This is a genomic window from Actibacterium sp. MT2.3-13A (assembly GCF_018139985.1).
Taxonomy (GTDB): Bacteria; Pseudomonadota; Alphaproteobacteria; order Rhodobacterales; family Rhodobacteraceae; genus JAGSOU01.
In genome coordinates, this window is sequence record NZ_JAGSOU010000004.1 from 145,471 (window position 1) to 161,475 (window position 16,005).

The 16,005-nt window shown below is 69.5% G+C and carries 17 protein-coding genes; 5 read left to right on the forward strand and 12 right to left on the reverse strand.

What is annotated here, in order from left to right:
- The first annotated feature begins 67 nt into the window (after window positions 1-67).
- The gene (locus tag KCI33_RS05710) at window positions 68-1,315 is read left to right on the forward strand and encodes an MFS transporter (RefSeq protein ID WP_212523799.1); all 1,248 of its coding nucleotides are present in this window, start codon (window positions 68-70) and stop codon (window positions 1,313-1,315) included.
- Window positions 1,316-1,383: 68 nt separating this feature from the next.
- Here KCI33_RS05710 and KCI33_RS05715 read toward each other — a convergent pair whose 3' ends face one another.
- From KCI33_RS05715 to mbfA, 7 genes are all read right to left on the reverse strand, one after another.
- A complete protein-coding gene (locus KCI33_RS05715; RefSeq protein ID WP_212523800.1) occupies window positions 1,384-2,301 on the reverse strand; it encodes an alpha/beta hydrolase in 918 nt (305 codons plus the stop codon).
- A complete protein-coding gene (locus KCI33_RS05720; protein WP_212523801.1) occupies window positions 2,298-3,218 on the reverse strand; it encodes an ornithine cyclodeaminase in 921 nt (306 codons plus the stop codon). The genes KCI33_RS05715 and KCI33_RS05720 overlap by 4 nt, the downstream gene beginning before the upstream one ends.
- Window positions 3,208-3,837 carry an HAD family phosphatase gene (locus KCI33_RS05725; protein ID WP_212523802.1) on the reverse strand — a complete coding sequence of 210 codons (630 nt, stop codon included), beginning with the start codon at window positions 3,835-3,837 and terminating at the stop codon, window positions 3,208-3,210. Before KCI33_RS05725 ends, KCI33_RS05720 begins: the two co-directional genes overlap by 11 nt.
- 134 nt (window positions 3,838-3,971) lie before the next feature.
- Window positions 3,972-4,436, reverse strand: coding sequence for a YaiI/YqxD family protein (locus tag KCI33_RS05730; protein WP_212523803.1), 465 nt, complete (start codon window positions 4,434-4,436; stop codon window positions 3,972-3,974).
- Complete coding sequence (gene fghA / locus KCI33_RS05735; protein ID WP_212523804.1) at window positions 4,433-5,263, reverse strand: S-formylglutathione hydrolase; 831 nt, start codon at window positions 5,261-5,263, stop codon at window positions 4,433-4,435. Before fghA ends, KCI33_RS05730 begins: the two co-directional genes overlap by 4 nt.
- 53 nt (window positions 5,264-5,316) lie before the next feature.
- Window positions 5,317-6,246, reverse strand: a complete 930-nt coding sequence (locus KCI33_RS05740) for an AEC family transporter (protein ID WP_212523805.1) — start codon at window positions 6,244-6,246, stop codon at window positions 5,317-5,319.
- A gap of 250 nt (window positions 6,247-6,496) precedes the next feature.
- Window positions 6,497-7,474: an iron exporter MbfA gene (mbfA, locus tag KCI33_RS05745; RefSeq protein WP_212523806.1), complete on the reverse strand. Its 978-nt coding sequence runs from the start codon at window positions 7,472-7,474 to the stop codon at window positions 6,497-6,499.
- Between the two features lie 133 nt (window positions 7,475-7,607).
- On the opposite strand from mbfA, the gene KCI33_RS05750 reads away from it, so the two are divergent.
- The gene (locus KCI33_RS05750; protein ID WP_212523807.1) at window positions 7,608-8,225 is read left to right on the forward strand and encodes a TetR/AcrR family transcriptional regulator; all 618 of its coding nucleotides are present in this window, start codon (window positions 7,608-7,610) and stop codon (window positions 8,223-8,225) included.
- Here KCI33_RS05750 and KCI33_RS05755 read toward each other — a convergent pair.
- A complete protein-coding gene (locus KCI33_RS05755; protein WP_212523808.1) occupies window positions 8,222-8,941 on the reverse strand; it encodes an NYN domain-containing protein in 720 nt (239 codons plus the stop codon). The genes KCI33_RS05750 and KCI33_RS05755 overlap by 4 nt on opposite strands.
- A gap of 91 nt (window positions 8,942-9,032) precedes the next feature.
- The gene (locus KCI33_RS05760) at window positions 9,033-10,145 is read right to left on the reverse strand and encodes an S-(hydroxymethyl)glutathione dehydrogenase/class III alcohol dehydrogenase (RefSeq protein ID WP_212523809.1); all 1,113 of its coding nucleotides are present in this window, start codon (window positions 10,143-10,145) and stop codon (window positions 9,033-9,035) included.
- Between the two features lie 157 nt (window positions 10,146-10,302).
- Here KCI33_RS05760 and KCI33_RS05765 point away from each other — a divergent pair, with 157 nt between their 5' ends.
- Together KCI33_RS05765 and KCI33_RS05770 are read left to right on the forward strand one after the other, a co-directional pair.
- Window positions 10,303-11,952: a DNA polymerase Y family protein gene (locus KCI33_RS05765; RefSeq protein ID WP_212523810.1), complete on the forward strand. Its 1,650-nt coding sequence runs from the start codon at window positions 10,303-10,305 to the stop codon at window positions 11,950-11,952.
- A 237-nt stretch (window positions 11,953-12,189) separates the two neighbouring features.
- Window positions 12,190-12,534, forward strand: a complete 345-nt coding sequence (locus KCI33_RS05770) for a DUF2794 domain-containing protein (RefSeq protein WP_212523811.1) — start codon at window positions 12,190-12,192, stop codon at window positions 12,532-12,534.
- Here KCI33_RS05770 and KCI33_RS05775 read toward each other — a convergent pair.
- The 3 genes from KCI33_RS05775 to KCI33_RS05785 all read right to left on the reverse strand — a co-directional run bounded on the left by KCI33_RS05775 (window position 12,531) and on the right by KCI33_RS05785 (window position 15,173).
- Entirely contained in the window at window positions 12,531-13,355 is an 825-nt protein-coding gene (locus tag KCI33_RS05775) for a C40 family peptidase (RefSeq protein ID WP_212523812.1), read from the reverse strand. The two genes, KCI33_RS05770 and KCI33_RS05775, sit on opposite strands and share 4 nt — an antisense overlap.
- Window positions 13,356-13,358: 3 nt before the next feature.
- Window positions 13,359-14,744 carry a leucyl aminopeptidase family protein gene (locus tag KCI33_RS05780; protein WP_212523813.1) on the reverse strand — a complete coding sequence of 462 codons (1,386 nt, stop codon included), beginning with the start codon at window positions 14,742-14,744 and terminating at the stop codon, window positions 13,359-13,361.
- A 63-nt stretch (window positions 14,745-14,807) separates the two neighbouring features.
- A complete protein-coding gene (locus KCI33_RS05785; protein WP_212523814.1) occupies window positions 14,808-15,173 on the reverse strand; it encodes a hypothetical protein in 366 nt (121 codons plus the stop codon).
- A 141-nt stretch (window positions 15,174-15,314) separates the two neighbouring features.
- Here KCI33_RS05785 and KCI33_RS05790 point away from each other — a divergent pair, with 141 nt between their 5' ends.
- Window positions 15,315-15,986: a carbonic anhydrase gene (locus KCI33_RS05790; RefSeq protein ID WP_249138925.1), complete on the forward strand. Its 672-nt coding sequence runs from the start codon at window positions 15,315-15,317 to the stop codon at window positions 15,984-15,986.
- The last annotated feature ends 19 nt before the right edge of the window (window positions 15,987-16,005 follow it).

Below are 16,005 nucleotides of genomic sequence, written 5' to 3' on the forward strand. Positions count from 1 at the left end.
TCGCGAATTTTGATTTGACCTGCGCGCCGATGTCGCAGAGTCTCGCGCGGCTTTCAAGGAGACCCCGATGCAAGACGCCCGCGCGCCCCTGTTCACCCCCGTCCTGATCGGCGGCTGCGTGATCATCATGCTCAGCTTCGCCGTGCGCGCCAGTTTCGGGGTATTCCAGATCCCCATCGCTGGGGAATTCGGCTGGCCCAGGGCCGAGTTCAGCCTCGCCATCGCCATCCAGAACCTCGCCTGGGGGATCGGACAGCCGCTGTTCGGCGCGCTGGCCGAGCGTTTCGGGGACCGCCGCGCCATCGTGCTGGGCGCGCTGACCTACGCGGCGGGGCTGGTTCTGTCCTCCTTCGCGGTGACGCCCGGGGCGCACCAGCTGCTGGAGATCCTCGTGGGCTTCGGCATCGCCGGCACCGGCTTCGGCGTGATCCTCGCCGTGGTGGGGCGCGCGGCGAGCGACGAGAACCGCTCCCTCGCGCTGGGAATCGCCACCGCCGCCGGGTCCGCGGGACAGGTCTTCGGCGCGCCGCTGGCCGAGTGGATGCTGAGCCTGATGAGCTGGCAGAACGTGTTCCTGATCTTCGCCGGGGTGATCGTGGCCACGCTGCTGGCGCTGCCGATGCTGCGCGCGCCGCAGCCCGCCACCCGCGCCGAGCTGGAGCAGAGCATGGGCCAGGCGCTGCGCGCGGCCTTCCGCGATCCCTCCTACACGCTGATCTTCCTGGGGTTTTTCTCCTGCGGCTATCAACTGGCCTTCATCACCGCGCATTTCCCCGCCTTCGTGACCGAGATGTGCGGCGCGATCGACCCGTCGGGGACGCTGGCCGCGATCGGGGTGACCACGACCTCGGCGCTGGGGGCGCTGTCGATCTCGCTCATCGGGCTCGCCAATATCGCCGGCACGCTCTATGCCGCCTGGCTGGGCAAGCGGTTCTCGCGCAGATATCTGCTGGCCGCGATCTACCTGGGCCGGACGCTGGCCGCGGGGGCCTTCATCCTGCTGCCGGTGACGCCGGCCAGCGTGATCGTCTTCTCCGCGGTGATGGGGGCGCTGTGGCTGGCGACCGTGCCGCTGACCTCGGGGCTCGTCGCGCATATCTACGGGCTGCGCTACATGGGCACGCTTTACGGGATCGTGTTCTTCTCGCACCAGCTGGGCAGTTTCCTGGGCGTCTGGCTGGGCGGGCGGCTTTACGACATCTACGGCGATTACACGCTGGTGTGGTGGGTCGGCGTGGGCGTCGGCGCGTTCTCGGCCATCGTGCATCTGCCGGTGCGCGAGCGACGACTGGCGGGACCGGCGGCGGCGGTCTGAGCCCAAGCGACCCCCCGACCGGAGGTCATATGCCGATCCTATGGCGTGCCTGCCGCGGTCGGGCGCCGTCAGACCGCGCGCAGGAACTCCTGGATCGCGGCGTGGATCTCGCGCGGATGGGTGTAGGGCAGCGCGTGGGTGGCGCCCTTCACCTGCACCTGCCGGGCGGCGCGGTTGATCTCGGAGAGCCGCCCCAGCCCGCTCAGCGGGATCGCCGGATCGGCGTCGCCCCAGACCGCCAGAACGGGGATTCCGGCCTCGGCGATGACCCGGTGCTGGGAGCTGAGATCGGCGGCCAGCATGTAGCGCAGGCTGGACAGCACCGCGGGCAGGAAGCCGCGGAACCGGACCTCGTTCATCTGCATCCTGGCGATGCCCTCCACCGCCACGGGCAGGCGTCCCGCCCGCCGCGCGTCGCGCCGGATCTGCCAGCCGCCCAGCACCTGCATAAGCCAGTCGCCGAAGAGCGGCACGGACCGGGCCAGCCGGTGCAACAGGGCGGGGTCATGGCCCAGCCCGGCGGGGGCGAGCAGGATCAGCCGGTCCACCCGGTGCGGCTCGTCGGCCGCAAAACAGGTGGCGATGCCGCCGCCCATGGAATAGCCCAGCAGCGTCAGATCGCCCGCCAGCCCCTGATCCTCCAGGAGATCGCGCAGCTGGCGCAGGAAGAATTCGGCGTCCTGCCGCCCCGCCGGCCGGTCCGACAGGCCGCGCCCGTAAAGATCGTAGCGCAGCACCCGGAAGCCCATCATGGTCAGCGCCCTGACCACCGCCTCCCAGACATAGGAGGCCGACGCCAGGCCATGCACGCAGACCGCCACCGGCCCCCGCGCGGGGCCGTCCCAGCGGTAGTGGGTCACGCCCTGCGACAGCGTTGCGAACTGCCCGGGCGCGCCTTCTCGCGCGCTTGCGTCCATCGGACGGCGCAGCCATCCGGCAACCGCGTAGGCGGCCAGAGCGGCCAGGAGCAGGGCGGCCCAGGTCATCGCGCCCGCCACACCGCGAGGATGTAGCGGCTGGTCATCAGGTCGAGATGCGCGCCGCCGCCGTTCTTGAACAGCGTGATCTCTTCGTCGCTTTGCCGCGCGAAGCGGCCCGCGGGCAGGTCGTAGTAGTCGGCGATCACGTCCTCGCGGCGGATCGCGCCGTTCTCCAGGGGAATTTTCAGCTCCCCGATATGGTCGAGCGTGGTGTCGCGGCTGTCGACGAAAATCCGCGCGCGGGAGAGCGCGGCGTCGTCGGCCTCGCGCATGTCGGGGCGGTAGGCGCCGATCAGGTCGATATGCTGGCCCGGGCGCAGCCACGCGCCCCGGATCAGGGGCTGGGCGCTCATGGTGGCCGAGGTCACGATATCGGCGCCTCGCACCGCCTGTTCCAGATCCTCCACCGGCGTCACGTCGGGGAAGGCCGCCGCCATCCGCGCCGCGCCCTCGGACGAGCGGTTCCAGACCTGGAACCGCGCCTTGGGAAAGGCGCTGGCATAGGCCTGATAGAGGGAATGCGCCACCGTACCCGCACCCACGATCAGGATGGTCCCGGCATCCGGCCGGGCGAGGCGCTTCGCCGCCAGCAGGCTGTCGCCGGCGGTCTTCCACTTGGTCACCAGGTGGAAATCGACAATCGCCTCCAATGTGCCGTCGGCATCCGAAAACAGGCTCACCCCGCCATTGACGGAGGGTTTGTCATGGGCCGGATTGCCGGGAAAGATCGTGGCCGTCTTGACCGCGATCCCCATCCCGTCAATCCAGGCCGAGCGCGACAGCAGCGTGTCGGGATCGCGGTAAAGAAAGGTGTCGCCGATCCCGGCGCGGGGCAGGCTGTGACCCGCGGCCAGCGCCTGCGTCAGCCCGTCCCAGGACAGCAGCGGCTCGGCGGCATCGAAGGGGATGAACTCAGGGCTCATGGCGGGCCTCCTCGGCGCTCAGCAGGCCGGCCGCGACCAGCCGCGCGGCCCAGTCCTCGGGGCTCTCGAACAGATGAGTCTGCCAGCCGCGCGCGGCGGCCGCGGCGATGTTGTCGGGACGGTCGTCGGTGAACAGCAGGCTCTCGGCCGGCAGGCCGCAATCGGCCTCGACCAGTTCGTAGATGCGCGGGTCGGGCTTGATGAGCTTGAGATGGCCCGAGACATAGCTGCGGTCGAAATCGCGCAGGAAGGGGTAGTGGGCCGCGGCCAGTTCGAAACTGCCGACGCCGAAATTGGTCAGGGCGAAGACGGGCGTTCCCTTGTCCTGCAGCGCGCGCATCAGGTGCAGCGACTGCGGGATCAGCGGCTGGGCGAGATCGAGCCAGCGGTCGTGCCACATGCGGATCTCGTCGCGGAAGGCGGGGTGCTGTTCGGCGGTGTCGTAAATCGTGCGGGTGAAATCCGCGCCCAGATCGACGCGCAGGTTCATGTCGTGCAGATCGACGGCATCGAACAGGGCGCGGCGGCGGGCCTCGCCGATCACGCGGTCGTAGAAGCGTTCGGGGTGCCATCCGATCAGCACGTTGCCGATGTCGAAGATCACGGCTTGGGGGGACACTTGGGGGCTCCTTCGGTCGAGGTGCGGGCAGGCTAGCCGGGCGGCGGCGGGTTTTCAAATCGCGCGCCTGCGGCGCAAGACGATTTTTCGCGCCTCCGGCGGGAGTATTTGCGCCAAGAAGAAGGGGGCGGGCCCTAATCGGGGGCGCGGTCGCGGGCGGCGGCGCGCAGCGTGCGGTCGAGCGCGTCGAGGAAACGGGAGCGATCTGCCCTGGAAAACGGCCGCCCGCCGCCCTGCCGGAACGGATCGGCGGCGCGCAGATCGGCCATCAGGTCGCGCGTGGCCAGCAGGTTGCCGATATTGGCCGGGGTGAAGCCCTCGCCCTTGGGGCTGAGCACGCGGGCGCCGGTCTCCACGCATCTGGCGGCCAGAGGGATGTCGGATGTGACCACCACGTCGCCGGGCCCGGCGCGTTCGGCGATCCACTTGTCGGCGGCATCCGGCCCTTCGGGCACATAGACCATCTCGACCAGCGGGTGGGGCGAGGGGCGCAGCCCGCCATTGGCGACCATGAGGGTCTTCACGCCGTGGCGCTGGGCGACGCGCTCGACCTCGTCCTTCACCGGGCAGGCATCGGCATCGACGAAGATCCGGGTCACGCGAACAGCGCCTCGGCGTGGAAATCGAGGTGGTCGGCCATGAAGCTGGAGACGAAGAAATAGCTGTGGTCATAGCCTTTCTGGATGCGGAAGGCGCCCTCCTGCCGGCGCGCGGTCATCGCCTCGGCCAGCGCCTCGGGCTTGAGCAGTTCGAGGAACTGGTCGCTTCCGCCCTGGTCGATCAGGACGGGCCCGCCGAAGCCCCTCTCGCGCATCAGGAGCGTGGCGTCGTGGCGCGCCCAGGCGGCCTGATCGTCGCCGAGATAGGCGGCGAACTGCTTGCGGCCCCAGTCCGACTGTGTGGGATGGGCGATCGGCGCGAAGGCCGAAACACTGGCGAAGCGGCCGGGATAGGTCATCGCCAGCGTCAGCGCGCCGTGCCCGCCCATGGAATGGCCAGTGATCGACTGACGCTCCTCCTCGATGGGCATGTTGTGCAGCAGGAGGCGCGGCAACTCCTCTGCGATGTAGTCCCACATGCGGTAATGCGCGGCCCAGGGCGCCTCGCTGGCGTTGACGTAGAAGCCCGCGCCCTGGCCGAGGTCATAGGCCGCGTCATCGGCCACGCCAGCCCCGCGCGGCGAGGTGTCGGGAAAGACCAGCGCGATGCCGTGATCGGCCGCCCAGGCCTGCGCGCCGGCCTTGGTCATGGCGTTTTCATGGGTGCAGGTCAGGCCCGAGAGATACCACAGCACGGGAACCGGGCCGTCCTCCGCCTCCGCCGGCAGGAACAGGCCGAAGGTCATCTCGCAGCCCAGGATGTCGGAGGCGTGGGAATAGACCCCCTGCACCCCGCCGAAACACCGGTTTTCCGAAATCGTTTCCATGATCGCGCTCCCCTTTTCCTTGGCCTAGCGCGGGGGCGCGCGCCGGGCAAGGCTCAGGATTGCGATACCCAGGCGATCACTGCCGAAACCGTCACGATGCTGGCCGCGGTCGAGATCAGGATCGCCGCCGAGACCCGGTGCGGCGCGACCCCGTAATGCTGCGCCAGCATGTAGACATTGCCCGCCACCGGCAGCGAGGCGGCGGCGATCATGACGCTGGCGGCGTAGGGTTCGACATGGAAAAGGACCAGCGCCGAGAAGGTCACCGCGGCCGGGTGCAGCACCAGCTTGGAGAAGGACAGCCAGCCCGCGACCTGCATCCGCTCGGCCGATTTCGTCGCCAGCGAGGCGCCGATGGCAAACAGCGCGCCCGGCGTGGCCGCCGCGCCGAGGATCGACAGGAAGTCGTTCATCGGCGTGGGGATGGGCAGGCGCAGCGCCGACCAGCCCAGTCCCAGGACGATCGACACGATCATCGGGTTCTTCAGCAGCCCAAGGCCCACGGTGCGCAGGATGGCCAGCGACATCCGCCCGTCCCGCGCCCCGGTGATCAGGATCACGATCAGGCTGCCGAACACGATCAGATCCACCGCCAGCACGATCATCACCGGCCCGACCGCCGCCTCGCCCAGCAGCATCGCCAGCATCGGCACGCCGAGGAACCCCACGTTTCCGATCACCGCGCATTGCGCCTCGACCGCGGCCTCCTCGACGCTGAGCCGGCGCAGCAGCGCGACGCCGGTGGCCACGAGATAGATCGTGGCCGTGCCCCACAGGTAGGCGGCGACGAAGGACCAGTCCAGCACCTCGGCCAGGCTGAGATTGGCGGAAAAGCGGAACAGCATCGCCGAAAGCGCGAAGTAGAAGACGAATTTCGTCAGGTAGGCCGTGGCCTCGGCGCTGAAAAAGCCGCTGCGGCCGGCCCAGTATCCCAGGCCGATCAACGCGAAAAAGGGCAGGGTCTGCAAGAAGATCGCCAGCATCGGCCCTTGGTAGCACGCCCGCGGCGGCCGTCAATTGCCGGTAAGCGGGCGAATGACGGAGGCCTCACAGGGGGCCGTCTGCCCCCTCTTGCCCCGGGACGGGCCCGGGGCAATTCACCCCCGAGGATATTTCCGGGCCGGAAGAAGCGGGCGCCGCTTCGGAGCAGCCCCTTCTTCTGGCCCGAAATATCCCGGGGGAGCCGCGCACAGCGCGGCGGGGGCGGCGCCCCTGCCCGACCTGCCCACGGCGCTAGCCGCTGCCGATCAGCACGCCCGCGCCGAAGACCAGCGCCCCGCCCATCACGACCTGGAAGGCCGCGCGCAGGAAGGGCGTTTCCATGTATTTCTTCTGAATCCAGGCGATCGCCCAGAGTTCGACGAAAACCACGATCATGGCGATGACGGTCGCCGTCCAGAAATGCGGGATCAGATAGGGCAAGGCATGGCCCAGCCCCCCGACGGCGGTCATCACGCCCGCCGCGATGCCGCGTTTCACGGGCGAGCCGCGCCCCGAGATCGCGCCGTCGTCCGAGGCGGCCTCGGTGAAGCCCATCGAGATGCCCGCGCCGACCGAGGCGGCGAGCCCCACGAGGAAGGTCGTCCAGGTATTCTGCGTCGCGAAAGCCGTGGCGAAGATCGGCGCCAGCGTCGAGACCGAGCCGTCCATCAGCCCCGCCAGGCCCGGCTGCACCCAGGTCAGCACGAACTGGCGGTGCGCGGTGCGCTCTTCGCGGTCCCTGGCGTCCTCGCCGAGATGCGCGCCGGTCAGGCGCTCGGCCTCCTGGCCGTGGCCGGCCTCGGCCGCGGCGAGATCGCCGAGCAACTTGCGGGTCTCGGCGTCCTGGCTCTGCGCCGCGGCCTTCTCGTAGAAGCCCTGCGCATCGCGTTCCATCATTTCCGCTTCCTCACGGATGCGCTCGAGCCCGAGATTCTGCACCAGCCAGACCGGGCGGCGGGCGTAGAAGCCCGAGACATGCTCGCGCCGGATCAGCGGGATCACCTCGCCGAAGCGCGCCTTGTGGCGATCAATGAGGCGGCGGCGGTGCTCGTCTTCCTCTGCGGCCATGTCGTCGAAGATGCGGGCGCTGTCGGGAAATTCGGCGCGCAGCTGTTCGGCATAGCTGCGGTAGATGCGGGCGTCGTCCTCTTCCGAGGAGATGGCCAGCGCGAGGATCTCCTGCTCGGACAGGTCGGCGAATCGGCGGCGCTGGGAAAAGCCGGGAATCATCGGAAGCTCCTTTTTAGAATAGCTCTAAATTATCTCCTGCGGTTTGCCGCGCAATCCCGAGAATGCCGCAGCCGGGCGATATTGCAAGAACTGAACCGGCTGGTTTAATGTTAATCCTCAACAAGGGGACGCCATGAGCATCGAGACATCCGGGATCAAGAAGGGGCGAAAATTCGCGCAGGTGCTGGAGGGGGCGCGGGCCGTCTTCCTGCGCGACGGGTTCGAGGGCGCCAGCGTCGACGACATCGCACGCGCGGCGGGGGTCTCCAAGGCCACGCTCTACAGCTATTTCGCCGACAAGCGGCTGCTGTTCATGGAGGTGGTCAAGCAGGAATGCGACCAGCAATCTCGGGACGCCATGGACGAGATCGACCGCGCGGCGCCGGTCGAGGTGGTGCTGGAGGCCGCCGCGCGCCACCTGCTGCGTTTCCTGCTGTCGGATTTCTCGCAGCGGGTGTTCCGCATCTGCGTGGCCGAGAGCGCACGCTTTCCCGAGCTGGGGCGCGAGTTCTACAATTCCGGCCCGGCGCATGTGCGCGCCGAGCTTGCGGCCTTTCTCGGCGAGGCGGTGGCGCGCGGCGATCTGGCGATCGACGATCTGCACCTCGCCGCCGACCAGTTCGCCGAGCTGTGCAAGGCCGATCTGCACCCGCGCATGGTCTTTGGCGTGAGCCACGGCTTCACCGACGAGGAGGTGGAGCGCGTGATCGCCGGCGCCGTCGCCATGTTCATGGCCCGTTACGGGGCCTAATCGACCCGGCGCAGCTGCAGCTGGTTGCCCAGGTGCCGGGTCTCGAACCGCTTGAGTTCCTTCACCAGGTCGCTGAGCTTGCGCTTGCCGTAGGTCCGGGTGTCGAAATCGGGATTGTCGGCGGTGATGAACTGGCCCACCTGGCCCAGCGAGTACCACTCGTCCTCCTGGTCGATCTTGTCCATCGCGCGCAGAATCAGGTCCACCGCCTCCAGCGGCGATCTGCGGGAGGGCGCTTCGACCGGCTTGCCCTTCTGCTGCGGCTCGGGCGCCTCTTCGATCAGGTTCTCGATCATCACGAAGCGGTTGCAGACATTGCGCAGGGAGACCGGCGCCTTGGCCTCGCCGATGCCGATCACGTCGAGGCCCTGTTCGCGGATGCGGCTGGCCAGACGGGTGAAATCGCTGTCCGACGACACCAGCACGAAACCGTCGAACCGGCCGGAGTGCAGAATATCCATCGCGTCGATGACGAGACCGATGTCGGAGGCGTTCTTGCCCTTGGTGTTGGCGGTTTCCTGATGTGCCACGAGACCGAGGTCCAGCACCTTGGCCGCCCAGGGCGCGAGGCGGCCGGAGGACCAGTCGCCGTAGACGCGGCGCAGCGCCGGCTCGCCGAAGGAGGTGATTTCCTTGAGGATCACCTCGGCATAGCGGGCGGGAATGTTGTCAGCGTCGATCAGGACGGCGAGAAGGGGATTATTGCGATTTGGCATATCTGCTCTTTCGTTCTTGGGGCACGCCCGCAGCGGGCGCGCCCTTAAATGTTTTGAATGCGTTGCCCCCTAAATGGGGGCTGAGGGCAGGTTAGTAAACCACCACCGAGCGGATCGATTCGCCGGCATGCATCAGGTCGAAGCCCTTGTTGATCTCGTCGAGGCTCAGCGTGTGGGTGATCATCGGGTCGATCTCGATCTTGCCCTGCATGTACCAGTCCACGATCTTGGGGACGTCGGTGCGGCCGCGCGCGCCGCCGAAGGCGGTGCCGCGCCACGACCGGCCGGTGACCAGCTGGAACGGGCGGGTGGAGATCTCGGCACCCGCGGGGGCGACGCCGATGATGATCGATTCGCCCCAGCCCTTGTGGCTGGCCTCCAGCGCGGTGCGCATCACGTTCACGTTGCCGGTGGCGTCGAAAGTGTAGTCGGCGCCGCCCTTGGTGAGGTTCACCAGATAGGGCACCAGATCGCCCTCGACCTCTGCCGGGTTGACGAAATCGGTCATGCCGAAACGCTCGCCCATCGCGCGTTTCGCGGGGTTCAGGTCCACGCCCACGATCTGGTCGGCGCCGATCAGGCGCAGGCCCTGGATCACGTTCAGCCCGATCCCGCCGAGGCCGAAGACGATGGCGCGGCAGCCCGGCTCGGCCTTGGCGGTGTTGATCACCGCGCCCACGCCCGTGGTCACGCCGCAGCCGATGTAGCAGACCTTGTCGAAGGGGGCGTCCTCGCGGATCTTGGCCACCGCGATTTCGGGCAGCACCGTGTAGTTGGAGAAGGTCGAGGTGCCCATGTAATGCAGGATCGGGTCGCCATCGAGGGTCGAGAAGCGCGAACTGCCGTCGGGCATCACCCCCTGCCCCTGGGTCGTGCGGATCGACTGGCACAGATTGGTTTTCGGGTTCAGGCAGTATTCGCATTCGCGGCATTCGGGCGTGTAGAGCGGGATCACATGATCGCCCTTCTTCACGCTGGTCACGCCGGGGCCGGTATCGACCACCACGCCCGCGCCCTCATGCCCGAGGATGGCGGGGAACAGCCCCTCCGGGTCGGCGCCCGAGAGGGTGAATTCGTCGGTGTGGCAGATCCCGGTGGCCTTGATCTCGACCAGCACTTCCCCTTCGCGGGGTCCTTCGAGATTGACCTCGGTCACGTCCAGCGGCTGGCCGGCCTTCCAGGCCACGGCGGCACGGGTTTTCATGGGTATTCCTCCGTTTTCGGGTTGCGCCAAGAATGGGCGAAAGCCCGGTCGGGTGCAACGCCTCAACGACCGCCGACAGGGTGAGAACGGCGGCGGGCGGACTCGACTCCGGGGCGGGTCGTGGTATTCTTGAACAAAACAAGAACATTCTCTCGCCATGCCCCAACGCCGATTCCTCTCGCTCTGGTTTCCGCGGCTGGCCGCCGACCGGGTGCTGCGCCTTGAGGGCGACCCCGGCGGCCCCTTCGCGGTGCTGCGCAATGAGCACAACAGCCAGCTGCTGGCCGCGTTGAACCCCGCGGCCGAGGCGGCAGGGCTGCGCCCGGGCCAGCCGCTGCGCGACGCGCAGGCCATGTGCCCCGATCTGCGCACGCGGATCGAGAACCCGCAGGCCGAGGCCGCCTTCCTGACCGCGCTGCGCCGCTGGGCGGGCAAGTTCTCGCCCTGGGTGGCCGAACTGCCGCCCTCGGGGCTGGTGATCGACCTGACCGGCTGCGCGCATCTCTTCGGCGGCGAAGAGGGGCTTCTGGCCCGCGCGCAGGAGGATTGCGCCGATCTGGGGCTGAGCCTGCGGGCGGGGCTGGCCGACACGCCGGGCGCGGCCTGGGCCTTGGCGCGGTTCGCGGGCCGGGACGTGGCCGCGATCCGCTCGGGCGACGCGATCGAGCAGGAGGCGCGGGCGACCCGCGCGCGCGCGGCGAGGCGGCACTGGACGCGGGGCGGGGCCGCCCCCCTGCCCGATGCGCCCGACAACCGGCAGGCTGCCATCGCCGCGCCGGGCCAGACCCGGCAGGCGATCGGGCCGCTGCCGCTTTCGGCGCTGCGCCTGCCGGCCGAGACGGTGGCAGCGCTCGCCCGCCTCGGGCTGCGCCGGATCGACGACATCCTCGGCATGCCGCGCGCGGCACTGTCGCGCCGCTTCGGGCGCGAGGCGGTGCTGCGGCTGGACCAGGCCCTGGGCGTGGTACCCGAGCCGGTGTCGCCCGCGCGCCCGCCCGCGCATTTCGCGGTGCGCCTGACGCTGCCCGACCCGATCGGGCTGGAGGAGGACATCCTGGCCGGGCTCAACCGGCTGCTGCCGCCGCTCTGCGCCAGGCTGCGCGAGAAGGGGCGCGGGGCGCGGCGTGTCAGGTTGCAGCTGTTCCGTGCCGATCACAGCATGCAGAGCCTTGAGGTGGGCCTCGCCCAGCCCACCGCCGAGCCGGGGCGCATCCGCCCGCTGCTGATGCTGAGGATGGGCGATGTGGAGGCGGGCTTCGGCATCGACCGGCTGCGGCTGGAGGCGCCCGTGACCGAGCCCGTTCATGCCCGCCAATACACCGGCCACAGAGAGGCCGCCCGCGCCGCGCGCGACCGGCTGGAGGGCGATACCGCGCTCGAGGATCTGATCGGCCGGATCGGCGCGCGGGTGGGGCTGGAGGCGATCACCCGGGTCCATCCCGGCGACAGCCATATCCCGGAAAAGGGGTTCCAGACCCTGGCCGCCGCCTGGTCGCAGCCCTGCGCCCACTGGCCCGCGCCGCAGGCGCCGCGCCCGCTGCTGCTGAACCGGCCCGAACCCGTCACCGCCCCCGACAGCCCCGCCCTGCCCGCGCGCTTCCGCTGGCGGCGGCGTGAATTCGCCCTGGCCTCGGCCCAGGGGCCCGAGCGCATCGCGCCGGAATGGTGGCTGGACGAGCCCGACTGGCGCTCGGGCGTGCGCGATTACTGGCGGGTGGAGACCGAGGGCGGCGCGCGGTTGTGGCTGTTCTACGCCCACGGCGCGGCGCTGTCCCCGGGGTGGTTCTGCCACGGGCAGTTCGCCTGAGAAAAAGAAAGCCCCCGCCTCGAAAGGCAGGGGCCGTTCCGTTGAAACCCCCGGTGGCACGGGCTGGGTGGGGACTGAAATATCCGCGCCACCGGGGCAAGCGTCGTTTCGCTATGGATCCAATATCCCTCCGAATCCGGGCAGCAGATGGCCGCGCGCGGGATATTCCGCGGGTGATTTCCGGGCAAAACAGGGGCAAAGCTTGATTTGCGCCCGGTTCGGGTTCAGATTCGCGCCATGAATGTTCAGCCCCCCACGCCCTTTCCCGGCGCCCGCGCGCCCGAGCAGGTCAGCTTCGACCGGGCCGAGCTGGGGGTGATCCTGACGCTTTACGGCCGCATGGTCGCCGCCGGCGAATGGCGCGACTACGGCATCTCCTGCCTGCGCGAGGTGGCGGTGTTCTCGATCTTCCGGCGCACCGCCGAGCACCCGCTCTACCGTATCGAGAAACGCCCCCGCCTGCGCGGCCGGCAGGGGATCTATGCGGTGATCGGGATGGACGGGCAGATCCTGAAACGCGGGCACGAGCTGAAGACCGTGCTGCGCGTTCTTGAGAAGAAACTGATCCGCGCCGTCGACTAAAGCCGCTTGTGCGCGGTCAGGGGGCCATCGCCCTGCGCCTCGATCCGGGCGCAGGCATCGGCGATGGGCTCATAGGCCACCGACATGCTGTAGGCATTGGCGTGGATCATGGTCTCGCCATCCACCGCCAGCGCCACATGGCCCTTCCAGAAAAACAGATCGCCCCGTTCGGGCGGCGTGCCCGGCGGCAGGGCCCGGCCCAGCGCGGCCTGCTGCATGTCGCTGTCGCCGGGGCAGGCGATGCCCGCCGCCAGCAGCGCCGCCTGCACCAGCCCGGAGCAATCGATCCCCCAGACCGAGTTGCCGCCCCATAGATAGGGCACCCCGAAATGCATCTGCGCCACCGTCACCGGATCGGCGAAGGGCGCGTTGAGCGGGCGCAGGTGGGGCTTGGGCACGAAATAGCCCTCGGCGGTCTCGAAAAACGCGCCGGAGGCAGAGACCACGCGCAGCCGCGCGCCGAAGGACAGGCCCATCACCTCGTGCGCCTTCATGTCCGGCGCGGGATAGGCGTGGCTGGCGGGCACCGCGACGCGGTGGGTGGCGTCGATCGCAGGGCCCAGCGCGGCCTCGTCGATGTAACCGACATAGCCGTCCTTGCCCGACTGCCCGAAGGCGAAGCCCTGGTGCCGCTCCAGCACGGTGAAGGGATCGCCCCACACCAGCTGACGCTCGCGCCGCCCGCCCGGCTCGGCCAGCAGGTCGGCCACCGGGCGGGTCAGGCGGCCGGGCTCGCCGGGCACGAAGCGGGGCGCGCTGACGCGGTCCTGCCAGCCCTCCAGCGCGACGCGGGCATTGGCCGGGGTCAGGCGGCGGTCCATCGCCTAGAGGTCCAGGATCTGCGGCAGCGCCTGCAGCAGCGCGCGCGCGCCCTGCCCGACCCCGCCCTTGGGCCGGGCTGGGGCGGCGTTGGGCTGCCAGCCGTAGATGTCGAAATGCATGTAGGGCGCGCGCTCGACGAAGCGGCGCAGGAACAGCGCGGCGGTGATCGAGCCGGCGAAGCCCCCCGAGGGCGCGTTGTCGAGATCGGCGATGCCGGGCTCGATCATCTTCTCGTAGGGCTCGTGGAAAGGCAGGCGCCAGACCGGGTCGGCCACCTGCCCCGCCGCGGCGCTGAGCGCCTGCGCGGCGGCCTCGGCATCGGTGTAGAAGGGCGCCAGATCGGGGCCAACGGCCACCCGCGCCGCGCCCGTCAGCGTCGCCATCGAGACCAGCAGGTCGCTCTCCTCCTCATCGGCCAGCGCCAGCGCGTCGGCCAGCACCAGCCGGCCCTCGGCATCGGTGTTGTTGATCTCCACCGTCAGCCCCTTGCGCGAGGTCAGGATGTCCTGCGGGCGGAACGACGCGCCCGAGACGCTGTTCTCCACGGCCGGGACCAGCACCCGCAGCCGCAGCGGCAGGTTGAGCGCCATGATCATGTGCGCGAGCCCCATCACCGTGGCCGCCCCGCCCATGTCCTTCTTCATCAGGCCCATCGAAGCGGCGGGCTTCAGGTTCAGCCCGCCGGTGTCGAAGCACACACCCTTGCCCACCAGCGTCAGCCGCGGGCCAGCATTACCCCAGCGCATCTCCAGCAGGCGCGGCGCGCTGGCCGCGGCCCGGCCCACGGCGTGGATCATCGGGAAGTTCCGCTTCAGCAGGTCGTCGCCGCGAATCGCGCTCGCCTCGGCGCCGTGGCGGGCGGCCAGCGCGAACAGCGCATCCTCCAGCGCCTCCGGCCCCATGTCGGAGGCGGGGGTGTTGATCAGGTCGCGGGTCAGCGCCTCGCCCGCCGCGATCGCCTCCAGCCGCGCGGCATTCACGCCCGCGGGCGCCTTGAGCAGCGCGCCGCCGTTCTCCTGCGCCTTGTAGCGGTCGAAACGGTAGAGCGAAAACAGCCAGCCCAGCGCCTCCTCCTCCAGCGCCGCGCCGGTCAGGGCGGTCTCCAGATGGTAGATCGCGGCCGGCAGCTTCGCGGCGGCCCCCGCCAGATGAAAACGCCCGCGCGCGCGGGTCTTCGCGCTGCCATAGCCCGCCACCGCGCCCTCCAGCGCGCCATCCGCGCCCGCCAGCAGCTGCACCTCGCCCAGCCTGGCGGCGAAGCCGGTGCTGCGCAGCCAGGCCGCCTGCGGCGCGGGCAGGCGCGTCACAAGGGCGTCGAGCGCGCCCTCCTCGACCACATGGAGCGGCACGGACAGGGCATCGGCGGGGGCGAAGGTCAGGGACGTCATGGCAATCTCCGGCTGGATCGGGAGTTCCACAGTAGCGCGCCCGCACCGGCCCGCAAGCGGCGATCATCCCGACATCTCCTGCAACCGCCAGATCATCCTCAGCGACTGGTGCGCGACCCGGTCCAGACGCGCCAGCGTGGCGGCCAGGGCGGCGCGGTCGCCGCTCTCGCTCAGGTCGGCGACATCGGCGGCGACGCGGGCGAGACCGGTCAGCCCGATCGCCCCGGCAATCCGCTCCAGCCGGTCGGCGCAGAGGGCCAGGTCGAACAGCCGCCCGTCGCGCCGCAGCTCCCGGGCGCGCGCCACCCCCTCCGCGAGATCGCGCAGGGCCTCGGCCAGCACCTCCGGCGCGCGCGCCTCGCCGATCTCGAGATAGAGCGCGGCCAGCCCCTCGGGGTCGAGCCTGAGCGGCTCTTCCCGGCAAAGCATTCTTATCGCAGGCAAAACATCCCTCGCTTCGGTTTCCGGCGCCCCATGGCGGCGAGACTGGGCCAGAGCGGTCAAGAAAGGGTTTCTTTGCAGTGCAGAAATTTCTCGAATTTCGGACAAATGCACCATAGAGAAAGAGCTATGAAGAACGACACCGATATCCCCCCGCAGGCCCGGCCCCTGCCGGCCTATCTTGTCCAGCGTTATCAGGGCTGGAAAGCCACAACCTATTCCGAGAACAAGGTCTGGTACCGACGCCTCGCCGAGGAAGGCCAGCGGCCGCGCGCGATGGTCATCGCCTGTTGCGATTCGCGGGTGAACGTGACCTCGCTTTTCAGCGCCGATCAGGGCGAGATCTTCCTGCATCGCAACATCGCCAACCTGGTGCCGCCCTACGAGCCCGACGGCGACCACCACGGCACATCGGCCGCGGTGGAATACGCGGTGAGCGTGCTCAAGGTCGCTAACCTGATCGTGCTGGGCCATTCCAACTGCGGCGGCGTGAAGGGCTGCCATGACATGTGCGCCGGCCACGCCCCGGCGCTGGAGGAGAAGACTAGCTTCATCGGCCGCTGGATGGACCTTCTGCGCCCCGGCTACGACCGCCTGCCCGCCGACGCCGACGAGCCCGCGCGGCTGCGCCAGCTGGAGAAGGAGGGCGTTCTGGTCTCGCTGCAGAACCTGATGACCTTCCCCTTCGTGCAGGAGGCGGTGGCGAATGACACGCTCTCTGTGCACGGGCTGTGGATCGACATCAGCAGCGGCGCGCTGGAATATTACGACCCCGAGGACGGCAGCTTCCTGGCGGTCTGACGGCCCGGCCGGGCGCGGC